Annotated in this window: 16 protein-coding genes; 9 read left to right on the top strand and 7 right to left on the bottom strand. The window is 38.7% G+C overall.

The features are described 5' to 3' along the window. Window positions 1–44 precede the first annotated feature (44 nt). Entirely contained in the window at window positions 45–3,245 is a 3,201-nt protein-coding gene (locus E1140_RS17610) for a ligand-binding sensor domain-containing protein (RefSeq protein WP_155187051.1), read from the top strand. On the opposite strand, the gene E1140_RS17605 is transcribed toward E1140_RS17610, so the two are convergent. Both E1140_RS17605 and E1140_RS17600 read right to left on the bottom strand, forming a co-directional pair. Further along, complete coding sequence (locus E1140_RS17605; protein ID WP_185153658.1) at window positions 3,246–4,367, bottom strand: Lcl domain-containing protein; 1,122 nt, start codon at window positions 4,365–4,367, stop codon at window positions 3,246–3,248. Next, window positions 4,360–4,863, bottom strand: a complete 504-nt coding sequence (locus E1140_RS17600; RefSeq protein WP_155187045.1) for a T9SS type A sorting domain-containing protein — start codon at window positions 4,861–4,863, stop codon at window positions 4,360–4,362. Before E1140_RS17600 ends, E1140_RS17605 begins: the two co-directional genes overlap by 8 nt. 191 nt (window positions 4,864–5,054) lie before the next feature. On the opposite strand from E1140_RS17600, the gene E1140_RS17595 reads away from it, so the two are divergent. After that, on the top strand, window positions 5,055–6,665 hold the full coding sequence (locus E1140_RS17595) for a tetratricopeptide repeat protein (protein ID WP_155187042.1): 1,611 nt from the start codon (window positions 5,055–5,057) through the stop codon (window positions 6,663–6,665). Window positions 6,666–6,742: 77 nt separating this feature from the next. On the opposite strand, the gene E1140_RS17590 is transcribed toward E1140_RS17595, so the two are convergent. After that, window positions 6,743–8,971, bottom strand: coding sequence for an NADP-dependent isocitrate dehydrogenase (locus E1140_RS17590; RefSeq protein ID WP_343034267.1), 2,229 nt, complete (start codon window positions 8,969–8,971; stop codon window positions 6,743–6,745). Between the two features lie 192 nt (window positions 8,972–9,163). On the opposite strand from E1140_RS17590, the gene E1140_RS17585 reads away from it, so the two are divergent. The 7 genes from E1140_RS17585 to E1140_RS17555 all read left to right on the top strand — a co-directional run bounded on the left by E1140_RS17585 (window position 9,164) and on the right by E1140_RS17555 (window position 13,737). Further along, a complete protein-coding gene (locus E1140_RS17585) occupies window positions 9,164–9,733 on the top strand; it encodes a CAP domain-containing protein (RefSeq protein ID WP_155187036.1) in 570 nt (189 codons plus the stop codon). 216 nt (window positions 9,734–9,949) lie between these two features. Continuing rightward, entirely contained in the window at window positions 9,950–10,315 is a 366-nt protein-coding gene (locus E1140_RS17580) for a response regulator (protein ID WP_155187033.1), read from the top strand. Between the two features lie 16 nt (window positions 10,316–10,331). After that, the gene (locus E1140_RS17575) at window positions 10,332–11,201 is read left to right on the top strand and encodes a sensor histidine kinase (RefSeq protein ID WP_155187030.1); all 870 of its coding nucleotides are present in this window, start codon (window positions 10,332–10,334) and stop codon (window positions 11,199–11,201) included. A gap of 139 nt (window positions 11,202–11,340) precedes the next feature. Next, on the top strand, window positions 11,341–11,691 hold the full coding sequence (locus E1140_RS17570) for a chemotaxis protein CheD (protein ID WP_221412716.1): 351 nt from the start codon (window positions 11,341–11,343) through the stop codon (window positions 11,689–11,691). 30 nt (window positions 11,692–11,721) lie between these two features. Continuing rightward, window positions 11,722–12,294 carry a hypothetical protein gene (locus E1140_RS17565; RefSeq protein ID WP_155187024.1) on the top strand — a complete coding sequence of 191 codons (573 nt, stop codon included), beginning with the start codon at window positions 11,722–11,724 and terminating at the stop codon, window positions 12,292–12,294. Between the two features lie 53 nt (window positions 12,295–12,347). Continuing rightward, window positions 12,348–12,497, top strand: a complete 150-nt coding sequence (locus E1140_RS22110; RefSeq protein WP_155187021.1) for a PspC domain-containing protein — start codon at window positions 12,348–12,350, stop codon at window positions 12,495–12,497. Window positions 12,498–12,999: 502 nt separating this feature from the next. Then, window positions 13,000–13,737, top strand: a complete 738-nt coding sequence (locus tag E1140_RS17555) for a hypothetical protein (RefSeq protein WP_155187018.1) — start codon at window positions 13,000–13,002, stop codon at window positions 13,735–13,737. Window positions 13,738–13,750: 13 nt separating this feature from the next. On the opposite strand, the gene panB is transcribed toward E1140_RS17555, so the two are convergent. From panB to E1140_RS17535, 4 genes are all read right to left on the bottom strand, one after another. Beyond that, window positions 13,751–14,569 carry a 3-methyl-2-oxobutanoate hydroxymethyltransferase gene (gene panB / locus E1140_RS17550; protein ID WP_155187015.1) on the bottom strand — a complete coding sequence of 273 codons (819 nt, stop codon included), beginning with the start codon at window positions 14,567–14,569 and terminating at the stop codon, window positions 13,751–13,753. 2 nt (window positions 14,570–14,571) lie between these two features. Continuing rightward, window positions 14,572–16,098, bottom strand: coding sequence for a PAS domain-containing sensor histidine kinase (locus tag E1140_RS17545; protein ID WP_155187012.1), 1,527 nt, complete (start codon window positions 16,096–16,098; stop codon window positions 14,572–14,574). A 62-nt stretch (window positions 16,099–16,160) separates the two neighbouring features. Continuing rightward, window positions 16,161–16,664: a phosphoribosyltransferase family protein gene (locus E1140_RS17540; RefSeq protein ID WP_155187009.1), complete on the bottom strand. Its 504-nt coding sequence runs from the start codon at window positions 16,662–16,664 to the stop codon at window positions 16,161–16,163. A 2-nt stretch (window positions 16,665–16,666) separates the two neighbouring features. Further along, window positions 16,667–17,058 (bottom strand): Lrp/AsnC family transcriptional regulator (locus E1140_RS17535; protein WP_155187006.1); only part of this gene is annotated, 392 nt, incomplete at its 5' end.

Below are 17,058 nucleotides of genomic sequence, written 5' to 3'. Positions count from 1 at the left end.
AATTCTAAATAGATTGCGCTCAAAATTTAATTATATTAGAATGTATGACTAGATCATTTTTAACCATTTTGCTGCTTTCATCACTTACCTCCTTCAGTCAGGTTAGAGATTTGAAATTCGATCATCTTGATAATATCAGGGCACTAAACTACCGCTCCATCACTGCTATTACCCAAGACGCTCAGGGCTTTATATGGTTTGGCTCTCAGGATGGGCTGTTACGTTATGATGGTTATGATGTAAAAATTTTTAAAAATGAAATAGGTAATCCGAATTCACTATCAGACAACAATATCCGTGCGCTTGAAGCAGACACTTTGGGCAATATCTGGATAGCCACACAAGGTGGTGGGCTTAGCTGCTATATCACTAAGGAAGAACGATTTGTGAACTATAAGAACAATCCTGAAAATAAAAACTCGATTAGCGGCAATGCAGTGTGGTCGGTCATGCTGGATAGCAAAGGCATCCTTTGGGTAGGCACCTGGTCAAATGGACTCAACAGGTTTGATCCAGAGACCAATAATTTTGAAAAAATAGCGAACAGCACTGACCCAATTTTAGCACTTCATGAAGATGAGGATGGGTTGATCTGGTATTCATCAAACGGACTAAGTTTTTACAATCCGGAAACCAAAACTCGTGGTGGATATTCAGCCAGTGCCTCTGACAGCCTTGGGCTAAAGTCTAATAGTATAAGAAGTATTAACAGTACGGGTGATGGAAAAATATGGGTAGGCACGGACAATGGTGGTCTAAATGTTCTCAATAAAAATGAAAAGCGCTTTACCTATTACATTAATGATAGCAGTAATAATTCTCTTGGAGGCACTGGCGTTTATGACATTCATTTTGATGATAATCTGGTATGGCTCGCTACCAATGGCGGGTTAGATATTTTGGATTTGGAGACTTTCGAGTTTAGTCATTATAAAAATGACCCCTCAGACCCTGCTAGTTTAAGCAACAATCAGCCAAGAGCAATTTTTCAGGATAAAACAGGCGGACTGTGGATCGGTAATGAAGGTGATAAAATCAACAAGTTGCTAGAGCGAAAAAGCTTTAATACTTACAGAAACATTCCTGGAAATTCTAATTCACTATCAAACAATCTGATAAGAAGTCTTTATGAAGATGAAACGGGGCTAATATGGGTAGGCACACAAGGTGGTGGTCTTAACCTCCTGGATAGAACCACTGGTTATGTCCGCATGTTTGAGCAAAATAACCTTTTAGTAAATCAGGAAATATCGGCTTTCTATAAAGATGAAGAAGGCAAAATGTGGATTGGAACCTGGGGTGGCGGCATCAATATTTATGATCCATTAACCGGAACTATGGATACCATTCAGAGCAAGCCGGGAGTTTCCAATTCACTTCCAGATAACCGTATTCAGGTATTTCACAAAGATCAGTTTGGCGTTTTTTGGGTAGGCACAGAAAATGGGCTGGCAACTTACGATGCTCTTTCAAATCAATGGAAAAAGACAAAGTATGATCAGCTAAAAAGCACCATTCAGGGAAAGGCCTTTCTGGAAGATGATGATGGCTCTTTGTACATTGGCACCTGGACTGGGCTCAATAAATTATCTCCTGACAGAACCTCGATTACTACCTATGGGCTGCAGACAGAAAATCGTGCAGGCCTAAGCAGCGACCATGTGATAAGCTTGCATATGGATGCAAATAAACAATTATGGATAGGCACCTTTGGTGGCGGTCTTAATGTACTGGATACCAGGTCTGGCAGCCTAAAATCTTTCACCGAAAAAGATGGATTGGCTAACAATGTAGTCTTCGGCATATTGGAGGATGAAGAAAATAACATCTGGGCATCAACTAACAATGGCCTATCAAAATTCAATAAAACCACACAGCAGTTCAGAAGTTACGATGCCAGCGAAGGGCTTCAAAGCAATGAATTTTACTGGGGAGCCTCCTACAAAAACCGTGATGGCAGTATGATGTTCGGTGGTGTTAATGGGCTTAATATTTTCTATCCTAATGAAATCAAGAATAACACAAATGTGCCGCCTGTAGTCATAAGCGATTTCCAAATATTTAACAGACCTGTTGGCATTGGTCAAGACTCACTTTTAAATCAAAGTATATCATTCACCAAGGAGTTAGACTTGGACTATTCGCATACTGTATTAAGCTTCAGCTTTGCGGCTCTTAATTTCAATTCTCCTGAAAAAAATCAATATGCCTACATGCTCGAAGGTTTTGATGAAGACTGGAATTATGTCGGAAATAAACGCACAGCCACCTATACAAATCTGAATGCTGGTGATTATGTCTTTAAGGTAAAAGGATCTAACAATGATAATGTATGGAATGAGGAAGGTGTACAGCTAAACATTAATATCTCTCCACCCTTCTGGAACACCTGGTGGTTTTACCTTTTAGTTGGGGGTGCCTTATTCGGAGTTGTCAGAATATTTATTAACTACAGAGAGCGTAGCCTTAACCATGACAAAGCCATTTTGGAAGGTAAAATAAAAGAGGCACAAGACGAAGTAGAAAAACAAAAACAAGCCATTGCTGAACAGCGAGAGTTAGAAAAAGATAGAATCTGGAAAGACCAAAGCATTGTGAAACTTGGGGAGGTCTTGAGCCGCAGCAAGGATAATATAAAAGAGTTGACGCAAGATGTTCTTAAAAATGTTGTCGAACTGCTTGAGGTGCCTATTGCTGCACTTTACATCGCCCAGGAAAATGAAGAAGGAGAGACATTATTAAATATGGTGGCTAACTATGGTTATCCTGGAGCCAAATCATTTGACACTGGTACCGGACTTGTTGGTGAGTGCTATAACGAAAGAGTAGTAAAATACATTGAGGGCCTTCCTTCAGATTACCTTAAGATTGAAAGTGGACTAGGTCAGTCTACGCCTGCTGCATTGTTGCTCATGCCTTTAAAGTATGAAGATGTAATTGTAGGGGTTATGGAGCTGGCATCATTTAACCCCATACCTGAATATAGAAGGGAGTTTCTCGAACAGTTCAGCGAGAGACTAACAACTACAATCAATACCACTTTACTTAGCGAGCAAACCAAAAAACTGCTTGAAGAATCTAAAATCAAGGAAGAAGAGCTGAAAGTGCGAGAAGAAGAGCTTCAGCAGAACCTTGAGGAAATGCAGGCTATTAATGAAGATCGTGATCGTAGAACGGAAGAACTGGAATCAGAAATCAACAAGCTAAAACAGCAAATAGCTGACCTTAAAGGCAAAAAAAAGTAGTTACTTTCTTACACACCGGCATCTTCTGGTTAGATTTTTACTGTCATCTGCAGTACCTCCAGTTAGAAAATCAATGGCCCATCCTTTGTTCACTGCAGTTTCGGTAGAAGACCAATACCCTTCTAATCCATAATCCGCCAAAAGGTAATTTTGCTTGTAAATAGCATCTAGCTCAGCACGAGAAGGCAAATACCAATCATCAAAACCAAATGCCTCAAGGTCTGCGCAAACCTGAGCTGCGTATACACCAGCACCAAGTGCTGAAGTAATATTTACAGTATTAGCCGCACCATCTCCATCAGCAGTGGCACCAACATCGGAAATTGTCCCAAAAACTATACTTTCAGCATTATCTGTCGGATGTACATAAATCAATCCTCCTCTATATGCCATTGGCACAGGCTGATCAGGATTTGGACTTACCACATTATTTCCGTCCGTTGGCAATATTATTGAGTTACCACCCGAAATTGAAAGTTCATTGCCATTAATAGATAGCGTTTGACTGTCTGTCACTGTTGGAAGTGTAACTTGATTACCCTCTGAAATGCTTAACACATCTCCATCAAGCGTTAAGGTCTGTAATTCATTCTGGGTATCACCATCTATTTCTTCATAAACTGGTAGGTCAATAGAGTTACCAGAGCTTATTGATATTGTTTGACCCTCTATACTTAGTTCTTGAATTTCATTATTTGGGTTAGCATCTGCATCATCTACGTTGCCAGCTCTTTCAGCATAAAGTGCATAAGGAACACTTAACAATTGCACCTCACTTAATGATTTAAAATTGGCCTGGCCATTCTCATCAAGTTCAACTTTCAAAAAATGTGCACCCATTGACCAGTCAATACCTGCAATACTTCCAGAAATTACATTACCTGTCCCTATCTCGATATTTACCATACCAAAATCATCTGTAGTTACAGATTGAAATTCTGAATATACTCTTGTTTTTTCTATGGCCCCTCTAAGAATATTTATTCTAAAAGTAAGTTGTTGATTAGCCATTGGTTCACCACTATTACTCTGAATAGCCGCTTGATACCTAAAAGTATTAGGAGCCTGAGCTTGCGAACACACTGCCAAGAACATCAAAGTAATAGTCAATAATTTATTCATGATTAATCCCTTTAAGTAATTTAAGTTTAACAGGCTTGTAAGCACCCTTCTGCTGAATGATGAGCAAATAAAGGCCATTATTTAACCCTGACATGTCTATTTGATCGGTGTAATTCTGCCTTAAATTTGATACTGATTTGACTTCCTGACCTGACAAGTCCAATAGCTTAAAGGAATAAAACACATTGTCGCTCCTTTTCCATCGAATATTTACCACATCAACTACAGGGTTAGGGTATATTGTAAACTGACTTTCTAAAAGGTCGGTATCTCCAGTAACCTGAAGTACAATATTGCCTCTTACATACCCCTGTGAGATGGTAAAATTTGTGGTAGTTGCAGTGCCCTTGGTGACTTCACCAATATTCCAAAATCCCTGAACAGCAGCATTTTTGAAGGTGCTTCCCGCAGGGGTAAAGGAAAAATGAGAAACCCTTTGAGCCAACAAAGGTTCTATTAATACTGTAAGTAATAATAATAAAATAAGCCTAGCCATAGACAGAGTAATCAAAAAAGCCAAAAGTTTAATTTTCAGCTGTGATTTAATCTCCCTACATAACCATAAGTAACTGATTAACCGGCAAAAGATTGATAATAATTATTTTACTTGCCGATATCTATAATTTATCAAAGACATAGTTTAAGAGAAATTTGATTAACTTGTAACAAATCAAAGTTCCATTCAGAATGCATAAGTTATCAACCATCCCATTTATTAGTCTTATTATTCTTTTTGGCTGCGGCCAACCGAAAGAAACTGCTACTGAAGACAACTATACTCTAGGTGAAATTAAGTACAAATTCCCTGTTTCTCCAGAAGCATCAGAGGGATTCGACAAAGGCCTTTTACTACTTCACAGTTTTGAATATGACGATGCGAGAGATGCATTTTTAGAAGCGCAGGCCGCTGACAAAAATGAGGTGATGGCCTATTGGGGAGAAGCCATGTGTAGCTATAAGGCCCTTTGGGGACTCCAAAATGTTGAAGAGGGCAGAGAGGTAATGGCCAAATTAGGATCAAATAAAGAGGAAAGACTAGGCAAAGCTGAAGAAGGATTAGAGAGAGAGTTTTGGGAAGGAATAGAGTTTTTGTACGGTGAAGGTGAGCTTAACGAAAGGAATAAAGAGTTTGCAAAACACATGGAGGAACTTTATGAGAAGTACCCAAAAGATTTGGAAGTAGCTGCTTTCTATTCTCTGTCATTAATGTGGGCTGATTATGACAATCAGGAAAATCTTAATAAGGCCGCTGAAGTAGCTGCTGGCGTTATGAAAGAAAATCCTACCCACCCGGGAGCACTTCACTACATGATCCATTCTAACGATGATCCTGAATATGCCAAGTTAGCAGTGAATGCTGCTAATGAATACGCTAAAGTAGCCCCAGATGCCGCTCACGCTTTGCACATGCCCTCTCATATCTATGTTGCCTTAGGCATGTGGAATGAGGTTGTAAATTCTAATATTGACTCTTATCAGGCGAGCTTGAATAGAATTGAGAGAAAAGATTTGACTGGTAACGCCCGAGGATACCATTCTATGGCCTGGTTACACTACGGCTACTTGCAGCAAGGAAATTATGATAAAGCAGAACAGCTTTTAAGAGAAATGATTAGCTATTATAAAGACTCTACCGCCTCTGATAGTTACACCATTACAATGCAAAATGAACAGCTAGTGGAAAGCGGTAAATGGCCAGAAGGTTTAGAGCCAGTTGATGTTGATTATAGCAAACTGGGATTACCTGCTAAATCTCAAAAACATTTTTTTAGAAGCCTTTTGGCCTTTAATAATAAAGATGCAGAGCAAATTGCTTTGGAAGTTGACACACTACAACTTCATGTTGAAGCTGCCAAACTTGTGGTAGGTGATGATGGTATTGCCATGTGCAGTGCTGGACCAACACGTTATGCACCCACTAAAGAGGGTATTACCAAAACCAAAGTAACTATCCATCAGATGGAAGCATTAATAGCCATGCTTGAAAATGATGATGAAAAGGTAGAGCAACATTTAAAAGAAGCCACCAAACTTGAGGTAAGTAGTGTCTATGATTCAGGGCCTCCTTTTATAGCCTACCCTTCTTTTGAGCAATATGGAGACTGGTTACTAACGAAGGACAGAGCGGAAGATGCCTTAGAACAATTCAATCAAAGCCTTGAAAACAGAACTAATAGAGCAAAAGCGCTGAGAGGCAAGATGAAGGCTTTAACCATGCTAGGCCGTACAGATGAGGCCGAAGAAGTTCAGAAAATATTAGATGTGTTTTGGAAAAAGGAAATGATTGCGATGAATTAAGTATTCAAAGCACCCTTCCAAAAATAAAAAAGGCCTGTCTCATAACTGAAACAGGCCTTTTCATATATACCTATTGATTAAATAGATCCAAGAATCTCGTTAAATGTAGCACTTGGTCTCATTGCGTTACTTGTCTTTGTTTCATCTGGGTAATAATAACCACCAATATCTACAGGACTTCCCTGAGCAGCATTTAGCTCATCCACTATCTTGGTTTCATTAGCCGCCAACTTCTCGGCTACCCCGCCAAACAAAGATTTCAATTCTGCATCCTTATCTTGTGCGGCCAAAGCCTGCGCCCAGTACATGGCCAAATAGAAATGGCTGCCTCTGTTGTCCAACTCATTCACCACTCTTGATGGCGACTTATCATTATCTAAAAACTTACCAGTGGCTTCATCTAAAGTATCAGCCAACACTTGCGCCCTGTTGTTTCCAGAGGCGTTTGCTAAATGCTCTAAGGAGGGTGCCAATGCCAAAAACTCACCCAAAGAATCCCATCTCAAATGACCCTCTTCAACAAATTGCTGAACATGCTTAGGTGCAGAACCTCCGGCACCTGTTTCAAATAATCCTCCTCCATTCATCAATGGAACAATGGATAACATTTTAGCTGAAGTACCCAACTCCAAAATCGGAAAAAGATCAGTTAGGTAATCTCTCAACACATTACCCGTTACAGAGATAGTGTCTTTACCATCTTTAATACGCTCTAAAGTATATTGAGTAGCCTCCTCAGGTGCCATGATTTTTATCTCCAAACCTGCTGTATCATGATCTTTAAGATACTTATTTACCTTCTCAATCAATTGTGCATCATGCGCTCTGTTCTTATCTAACCAGAATATAGCCGGTGTTTGAGTCGCTTTAGCTCTTGTTACAGCTAATTTCACCCAATCCTGAATTGGAGCATCCTTAGCCTGACACATTCTCCAGATATCACCTGTTTCCACTTTATGTTCAATCAAAACAGATCCATCCTGATCAATAACTTTTACAGTTCCATCTGCAGGAATTTCAAATGTCTTATCATGAGAACCATATTCTTCAGCTTTCTGCGCCATCAAACCAACGTTAGGCACAGTACCCATTGTCTTAGGATCAAATGCTCCATGTTTCTTACAAAAATCAATAGTCACCTGATAGATTCCGGCATAGCTGTTATCTGGAATTACTGCTTTTGTGTCTTGTGTTTTGCCTTCCGTGTTCCACATTTTGCCAGACTCACGGATCATCGCAGGCATTGAAGCATCAATAATCACATCACTAGGCACATGCAGGTTTGTAATTCCTTTATCAGAATTTACCATTGCCAAAGCCGGGCCATTAGCAAAACAAGCCTCTATCTCGGCTTCTACAGCTGCCTTCTTATCAGCTGGCAATTCACCAATTTTAGCCAAAACATCGCCAAAGCCATTCTTAACATCAACTCCTACAGATTCTAGATCTGCACCGAATTTGTCAAATAGGCTTTTGAAATAAGTTTTAACAGCATGCCCAAAAATGATTGGGTCAGAAACTTTCATCATTGTGGCTTTCATATGCAACGAAAGTAAAACACCCTGCTGCTTAGCTTCAGCTATCTGCTTTTCAAGAAAAGTCACCAAAGCCTTTTTACTCATTACAGAAGCATCAATTACCTCACCTTCTTTAAGAGCTACTTTATCTTTAAGGACGGTTGCATTACCTGCATTGTCAACCAATTCGATTTTTACACTACCCGCTTTGCTTACAGTGACGGACTTTTCATTGGAGTAAAAGTCTCCTCCGTCCATATGTGAGACATGAGTTTTAGAATCAGCAGACCAAGCCCCCATTCTATGTGGGTTTTTCTGAGCATATTGTTTTACAGCTCTTGGCGCTCTTCTGTCAGAGTTTCCTTCACGTAAAACAGGATTTACAGCACTACCCTTTACCTTGTCGTATCTTGATCTAATCTCTTTCTCCTCATCAGTCTTGGGTTCATCAGGATAGTTAGGCACTTTATAGCCCTTAGACTGCAACTCCTTTATAGCTGCACCCAACTGTGGGATGGAAGCACTAATATTTGGTAGCTTGATAATATTTGCTTCTGGAGTTTTAGCCAAATCTCCAAGCTCAGTTAGGGCGTCACCGATTTTTTGGTCATTAGCAAGGTACTCAGGAAAAACCGCCAAAATACGTCCTGCCAATGAAATATCTCTAGTTTCAACTTCTACCTCCGCAGGCTTTGTAAACGCCTTAATTATCGGTAAAAATGAATGTGTAGCAAGGGCAGGTGCCTCATCTGTAATCGTGTAAATAATCTTTGAAGTCTTTGTCATTATTTTACGTTTTAGAACAGCCAGGAAAACAAGGCTGTTTTTGAAAATATTGTGATGTTTAAACAGTCAAGTTGAAAGACTGCGAAATTAACAAAAAGCTGATCGTATATAAAGCCAGTCATCACATAAATTGAGGTATAAAGTAACAGATTGGCAACATAGCCGTTAAAATAGAACGCAAAAGATTCCACCACTATGATCCAGATTCTATATTTAGTCATTTTAACAAATTGGTTTTCTCCTGCCATTCCCATAGAAGTTGACGTTTGCCTCAATGCAGAAGAGAAAAAACTCTATGAAATGATGAATGATTACCGTAAAAAGAAACGACTGAAACCAATTCCTTATTCGGCCAAGTTATCGATGGTGGCTCAAATGCATGCTAAAGATTTAGCGGATCATTTTGATTTTTCTAAAGTCAATGAATGCAATCCCCACAGCTGGTCAGAAAATGGAAATTGGAGCTCTTGCTGCTACACCAATGACCACAAGGCCGCACAGTGCATGTGGGATAAGCCACGGGAAATAGCAGGATACTCTGGTGATGGTTATGAAATAGCCTACTATAGTTCGGCAGGTGCTACAGCAGAGCAAGGACTGGAAGGCTGGAAGAAAAGCCCTTCACACAATCCATTGATAGTCAATTTAGGGATGTGGAAAGATATAGAGTGGAAAGGTGTGGGCATCGGGTTTTACAAAGAATATGGTGTAGTCTGGTTTGGTCGCGAAGCAGATGAGCAAAATAAGATTGTGAGTTGTGAGTGATTTTCAATTCTGCTCTACTTAAATTTTGAAATCCCTACATTAATACCGAACTAAGACATCAATGGCATTATATTGCTGAGCTGTAGTTATACCTTTTCCCGCCTACTCTGGCTTTCACCCATCTGCTAGACAATCGTGCCCACCCAATAGGTTGAGAGTGTTTGCTGCTATCTAATTTATAATTTTTGTAACTTGATGATGAGCAATATTAAAAGCATGTCAAAAAAAATTTTTGTTATAGACGACTCCAGAAGCATCCGTGAATTAATTGCGTTATTTCTAGAAGAATCCGGTTACCGGGTTGATAAAGCAGTTGATGGAGTTGATGGATTAAAGCTTTTTGATGGACGACCTGTCGATGCCGTTATTACAGACTTAAACATGCCAGAAATGGATGGCATTTCGCTGGTTCGAGAAGTTAGAAAAATTGAAATGTACCAATATGTACCAATAATAGTACTAACCACGGACTCGCAAACCTCTCTAAAAGAAGAGGCCAAAGCAGCAGGTGCTACAGGCTGGTTTACAAAGCCTTTTACGAAGGAAAAATTATTGGACCTAACAAACAAGTTGACCAGATAATTTAAATAATATACAAATGAATGACCTTCCCTACTCAAACGAAGAATTAATCGCTGAACTTCAAAGGCGTGTGAACCTATCTGGAGAATGTTTGCGATTGGAAGAAGAAGTTAGAAATTTAAGTGAACAACTTAGAAAGTCAGAAAAAGGCAAGTCTCGCTTTTTATCAAATGTTAGAAATGAGATAGTTAATCCACTCACTTCAATTCTCGGCCTTGCATCATTCATTGAAAATAACAGCACCGGTGAGAAGATTAAGAACATGAGCTCTTTAATCTATGATCAGGCCTTTACGCTGGATTTTCAGTTGCGCAACATCATAATTGCAGCAGAAATTGAGATGGGTGAGGTTAAACCAATGGGTACGAAAGTGGATGTTAATGCACTTGTCAAGGATCAGGTAAATTATCATAAGTCCTCTAGAGAACAAACTAATTTTAATTTTAAACTTGATACGCCTGAATCACTTACATTTAGTACTGACCCATATATACTGCAAACTATACTAACAAACTTACTGGCCAACGCTATTGAGTACAGCGGAGAGAATAGTCAAATAGTTTTAGAAGGAGCTGATGTAGATGGGGTGCTTTCAATAACTATCAAGGACTTTGGGGCGGGTATCACGCAAGAAGAACAAAAGGTTATTTTTGACCGTTTTGAACAAGCCGAATCTGGCTTAACAAAATCTCATAAAGGTCATGGGCTCGGGCTCTCCATAGTTAATGAATTGCTTAATATTCTAAATGGAAGTATTCAACTATGGTCAACACCACATGAAGGCACTACGGTAAAAATTAAAATTCCATCACTTCCTTCTGACGTATCATCGGTAATGGCTAGTACGGGAAATGACATATTCTTTACAGACGAACAAGAATTTTAATATGCAAACTGTCGGCCTACACGAACACTTCCTCCTTCAATCGACAATATTTGCCGAGCCAAAACCCAGTAAAATTGTCACCATACTGGGGTCTTGTGTGTCTGTATGCATATATGATAAGATTCTCAAAATTGGGGGTATGAACCATTACATGTTACCATGGTGGGACGGTAAAGGCTTAGCCTCTCCAAAGTATGGTAACATTGCCATTGAGCAATTAATTGAAAGAATGATGGCGCATGGATCAAGAAAAGAGCACATGGTTGCTAAAATATTTGGTGGCGCTCAACAGCACTTTATAGGACTTAAAGATTTTAATGTAGGTGCAAAAAATATCATCACAGCAGAAAAGCTATTAGCTCAAAACAAAATAAGCATTATAGGTCGCCATACCGGAGGCAATCGGGGAAGACGCATAGCTTTTAATACCCATACTAATCAGGTATTCATGAAGATGATTGAAACTCAAAAGCTTAGAAAGGCAATCTAATATCAATTAACTCATCTCTATTTTTTTTAAATGCGTATTACTGATAAAACAGAAAATACCATGCGCATTCTTACTACTTTTATTGCCTTATCTATTTGTACCCATCTATTTGCTCAATCAAAATCTGAATACGGCTTTGCAGATAAATCAATCCCAGAGCTGGCCCAATTTGAATACTATTTGGGAGAATGGACTTCGGAAATGGAGATGAAACAGGAAGATGGTACTTTTAAAAAATTGGATATTACAGCCACCATTAAAGGCAAATTCCTTGATGATCATCGCACCTACCAGTCTCAGTTTACCACACCAACGGGGTTCTTTTCGACTGATATCAGAAGCTTCAACATAACTACCAAGGAGTGGGATGCTCTTTTTCTGAATGCACAGGCACAACGGTGGCACAAATTCAGTTCTAAAATGGTAGATGGAAAAATGACCACCATCGTAAAAGGTGGCTATAGCGGCAAAGAAGATTTTGACCTTAAAGTGGTAGATACCGTTGTATCAGACTCTCATTATCTAAAAAATGTATACAACTCTGCAGATGGTATGAAAACATGGGAGTTGGTTTATAAGATTGATGTAAAGAAAGTTAAGTAATAAAGATAAAATTTATTACATTGAAATTAGTCACAATTTAAACTTCATCACCCATGATATTAGGAGTAGCTCAATGGCTTAGTTTAAAACTTGGATGGGACGTTGCATTCATCAGAATTGCCTTCGTGGTTTCGGTTCTATTCTTTGGTTTTGGTATAGGCTTATATTTAATACTTTGGCTTGTTAAAATATTCTCAAAGTAGCTGATTGAATAGTGTATAGTTAAAACACACTAGGTTTTATAAATATGTATTTCCATCAATCTACAACTATCCTACTAGTATGCGCATCTAGGCACATCTAAAGGTAAAAGATTAGCCATGGAGCCTTTTCAGTGAAACATTGAAGGGCAAAGGTCATGAGGTGATTTAGCAATTTCCTGAACAGTTCCGAACTCTTGATAAAGGGTAAGGCTTAAGAAATTATTGGATGCTTAGTTAACAAAATCCCGAAGAGAAACTACTTATAGCGTAAGTAACAATAATACTTTACTCCTTACTAAAACCAAAACTGTTAGAAGTTTATTGATTCTTCTATTTTTACTCAACTGTTCATCAACCAGTTTCCCGTAGAAATATGTCAATAAAACACTGTTTGCTATATACTATTCTCCTATTGACAGGTCAGTCGTGCACAAATGAAAAGTAAATACCACATGGGTCACATATAATTTTTAGGTTAAATACTTAATTTGAATTGACAACAATGAATAAATCCTTCCACAATTTCCTTAAAATAAGCGCTATATGCTCGGTTCTAGGTGCTATTACTACCGCACTATTGATTTTTCTTCCAAATCCTGAAGCCTCAGACTTTGAATCACGTGTTCTGCTATATCAGAACACTTTATACCTCAGCAAATTATGGATTTTGTTTATCCACCCGCAGGTGAATTTTATTGCCAGTTTAGGAATAGCCTTTATCCTGTTTAAAAAATATCCATCAAGAATAGTTTTAGGAACATTGTTCTTGTTTATATGGGCACTTTCTGAAATGAGTCAACAAGCCTTACTTATCGATGCCCTTAATCAAATGTGGCGACCGGGATATATAGCAGCTGAGGACGATATTTCTAAGAATATGTTCACAACTTTAATGACAGCAGCGGGAGGTATATCTGATAGCAAATATTTTTTAGTCATCTATGGTTTTGGATTAGGCAGCTTACTCTATGGCCTGGCGTTACAAAACATTGCCGGGTATGCCAAATGGATAGGTTACTCTCTGATCTTCATCGGAATCCTAAGTTTGAGCTCATTTGGAAGATATTACCTCGGGCTATCTTTTCTCAACGGTTTTGCCGATTTTTCATATACTTATATCTACCCTTACCTACAGCCTCTAGTAAGGGTTGCGATAGGTGCTTGGATATTTAATGAAATCAAAAAGAGTACTGAAGCAACTGCAAATGATGCTATCACTTCTACTATCCAGGAATCATAAATGCTAAAAATGGCTAGTACTTCTCCTCTTCGTTGGGGAAATCCTTGGCCTTTACATCTTCAATGTAATGACTAACGGCATCTGTAACTGATGTATACAGGTCGGCATATCTTCTGAGAAAGCGTGGTTTGAATTCCTTGGTGATACCAAGCATATCTTGCATTACCAATACTTGCCCATCAACATCAGGCCCAGCGCCTATTCCAATAATAGGGATAGATACAGCCTCCGCTACTTTCTTAGCTAAATGAGCCGGTATTTTTTCCAAAACAATGGAAAAACATCCACATTCTTCCAGAAGTTTAGCATCTTCCAAAAGTTTGTTAGCTTCCTCCTCTTCTTTAGCACGAACGGTATACGTCCCGAATTTGAAAATCGACTGAGGGGTTAGTCCCAAATGTCCCATTACCGGAACGCCAGCACTTAATATCCGTGTTACAGACTCTTTAATTTCACTGCCACCTTCCATCTTCACAGCATGGGCGCCAGATTCTTTCATTATCCGGATTGCCGATCTTAATGCTTCAGAAGAATTCCCCTGATAAGACCCAAAAGGAATATCTACTATAACAAATGCGCGCTCGACTGCCTTTACAACCGAAGTAGCATGATAGATCATTTGATCCAAGGTAATAGGCAGGGTAGTTTCATTACCAGCCATCACATTTGAGGCTGAATCCCCTACAAGTAACACATCTATTCCAGCTGCATCTAATATTTTGGCCATGGAAAAATCGTAGGCCGTGAGCATAGCTATTTTCTCACCACGATTTTTCATCTCCTGAAGCTGATGTGTAGTGATTTTTTTAATATCCTTCTTATGTACTGACATGATTATTCTTCGATATGCAAAGAATTTGGAATGGTAATCTTAAATGTAGTTCCTTCCCACTCTTCGCTTGTTACATCAATTATTGCATTTAATTTATCAGCAACTTTTTTTACAATGTAAAGTCCAAGTCCTGAACCTACACTCTTCTCAGTAGCACGATAAAACATGTCAAAGATATGAGGCAATTTTGATTCTTCTATACCTTCTCCATTATCTTCTATAGATATAACAGCCTCTTTATCATTTACATGCACCTCAATGTCAATTAAAGAGTTCTCTTTATGGAAACTTCTATACTTAATAGCATTAGAAATTATGTTATTAAGTATAATTCTTACACGCGTAGCATCAGTTTTTAGAACAACCGGCTGATAAATTTTGGCCCTAATTTCAAGGTTATCAGTATTAGTGGCATTGTAATAACTTGAGATGCTGTTATTTACTTCCACCATCATATTAACCTCTACATGAGGGTCATTGATCCTATCATTTCTGGAAATACTTAGTAATTCCATAACAAGATCATCCAGTCTTTTAACACTCCCTTCAATACGCTCTATGCACTGCTCACGAACCTGAGGAGTATCTTCTAAACGATATAAATCAATAAGTCCCAATATAGATCTGAGCGGTGATCTTAAGTCATGAGAAGCATGATAAACAAAGCTATCAAGCTCGAAATTGACTTTCTGAAGTTCAAGAAGGTTGTTCTTTGTTTCAGTGATATCAAGGATAATAGTCTCCAAAATACCTTCATCTTTATAATGTTTTATGCTGAAATTGACCCAAATCAACTCACCATCAGCTCTTTTAATTTCAAGTTCTACATTTTCGGCCTTTCCATTATCTCTTACCAATCCAACAACGAAATCACGATCTTTCGGGGACTTGTAAAAGTCCATGGTAGAATAACCATCCGCCTTATCAACACCTACAATTTGCCAGAACTTCTCGTTACTTTCTATTATCTCACCAGTCTTAAAATTGGTTCTGAACATCCCTACAAGGGAGTTTTCGAAGATAGAACGGTACTTTTCTTCACTAAATTTGAGAGCATTCGCAGAAAGTTTCCTATCAGTTATGTCAGTATGCGAGCCCGATATTCTTATGGCTTTTCCATCTTGATCTCTAACGGCTTTCGCTTTAGACAAAATCCACCTGTAGGACCCATCTGCATGCTTCATCCGAAACTCTTGGCGGTAGTCATTAAGATCACCTTCAATAAAACTGTGAAATGCTTCAGTAGCTTCCTTATGATCTTCAGGGTGCAACAACGACTCCCAAAGACCATTCATATCCACTTCTGCATCCTCGGCAATGCCGAGCATGGCCTTCCAGGGTCTCGAAACGAATGGCCGGTTATGTTCAAAATCCCAATCCCAGAGACCATCATTAGCCCCGTCAGCTGCGGTTTCATAGATGTTCAGCCTTTGACTGAGCTCAGCATTCTCCTTACGCAGAGCTTCTATCTCGGTAGCCATCCTTTGACTTTCCTCCATTAACTCAAGCTTATTTTCCAGTAGAGACATTTCACCATATTAAAATCAGGTGAAAGATAAATGTAAGGGGCTACTATTACAACTCAATTTTATCAGATAAGGTACACGGCCTTACTTTCACTATTTAATTGAGCGGTTACATGATCTTTGATGGTAGTTGCCAATTCAAAACCGCTATATTTCACAGCAATGGGAAACTGTGTATGGCTCCGATTAACCAAAACTGCCGTCTCTATTTTTTTAACTTTTATCTTTAGAAAAGGTTTCAAACTGTAGGCCATGGTCTTACCTGTATTTGATACATCATCTATCAAGATGATGGTTTTATTTTTCAGCTCAGCATCGGAACATTCAAGAGAAATTTCACTTTGAGTAGGAGCCGCCTTGTCAAGTTTTAGCCCAACAAGTTTTGTCTCAAATGGCGCAATATTTTTCAGCTCTGTTTTGAGCATTTCAGCAAAATTATAACCCTCATCGTGGATACCAACAAGAATAACTTCCTTTTCCAGAAAGTTATGCTCATATATTTCAAAGGCAATCCTTCGGGTTTTTTGAATTATTTGCTCATGGGTTAAGATCAAACTTTTATCACTCATCACTATGGAATTGGCATTACTTTACTGTTCTTAAATGTAGATAATATTACCATTGACTGCATGTTATCTACCACATCAATATTACTCACTTTTTCGAGCATCAGCCTTTGATAAGATGAAATATCGCTTGATATAATTTTAAGAATAAAGTCGCCAGAGCCAGTGATGTGATGACATTCAATAATTTCTTCAATTTCTTCAATGCTTTGAATAAACTTATCGATGTTGTCTTTATTGTGCCCTTTTAAGGAAACCATGACAAAGGTACTCACTCCAAGGCCTACTGTATCGGTATCAAGCATGGCATGATAGCTCTTAATTACTCCTGAATTCTCAAGTTTCTTAACACGTTCTAAAGTTGGAGCAGGAGATAGACCAATTTTTGTAGCCAAAT

Source organism: Fulvivirga lutimaris (assembly GCF_009711525.1).
GTDB classification, from domain to species: domain Bacteria; phylum Bacteroidota; class Bacteroidia; order Cytophagales; family Cyclobacteriaceae; genus Fulvivirga; species Fulvivirga lutimaris.
Note: the sequence above shows the minus strand (reverse complement) of the source record. Positions and strands in the feature narration are given on the sequence as shown.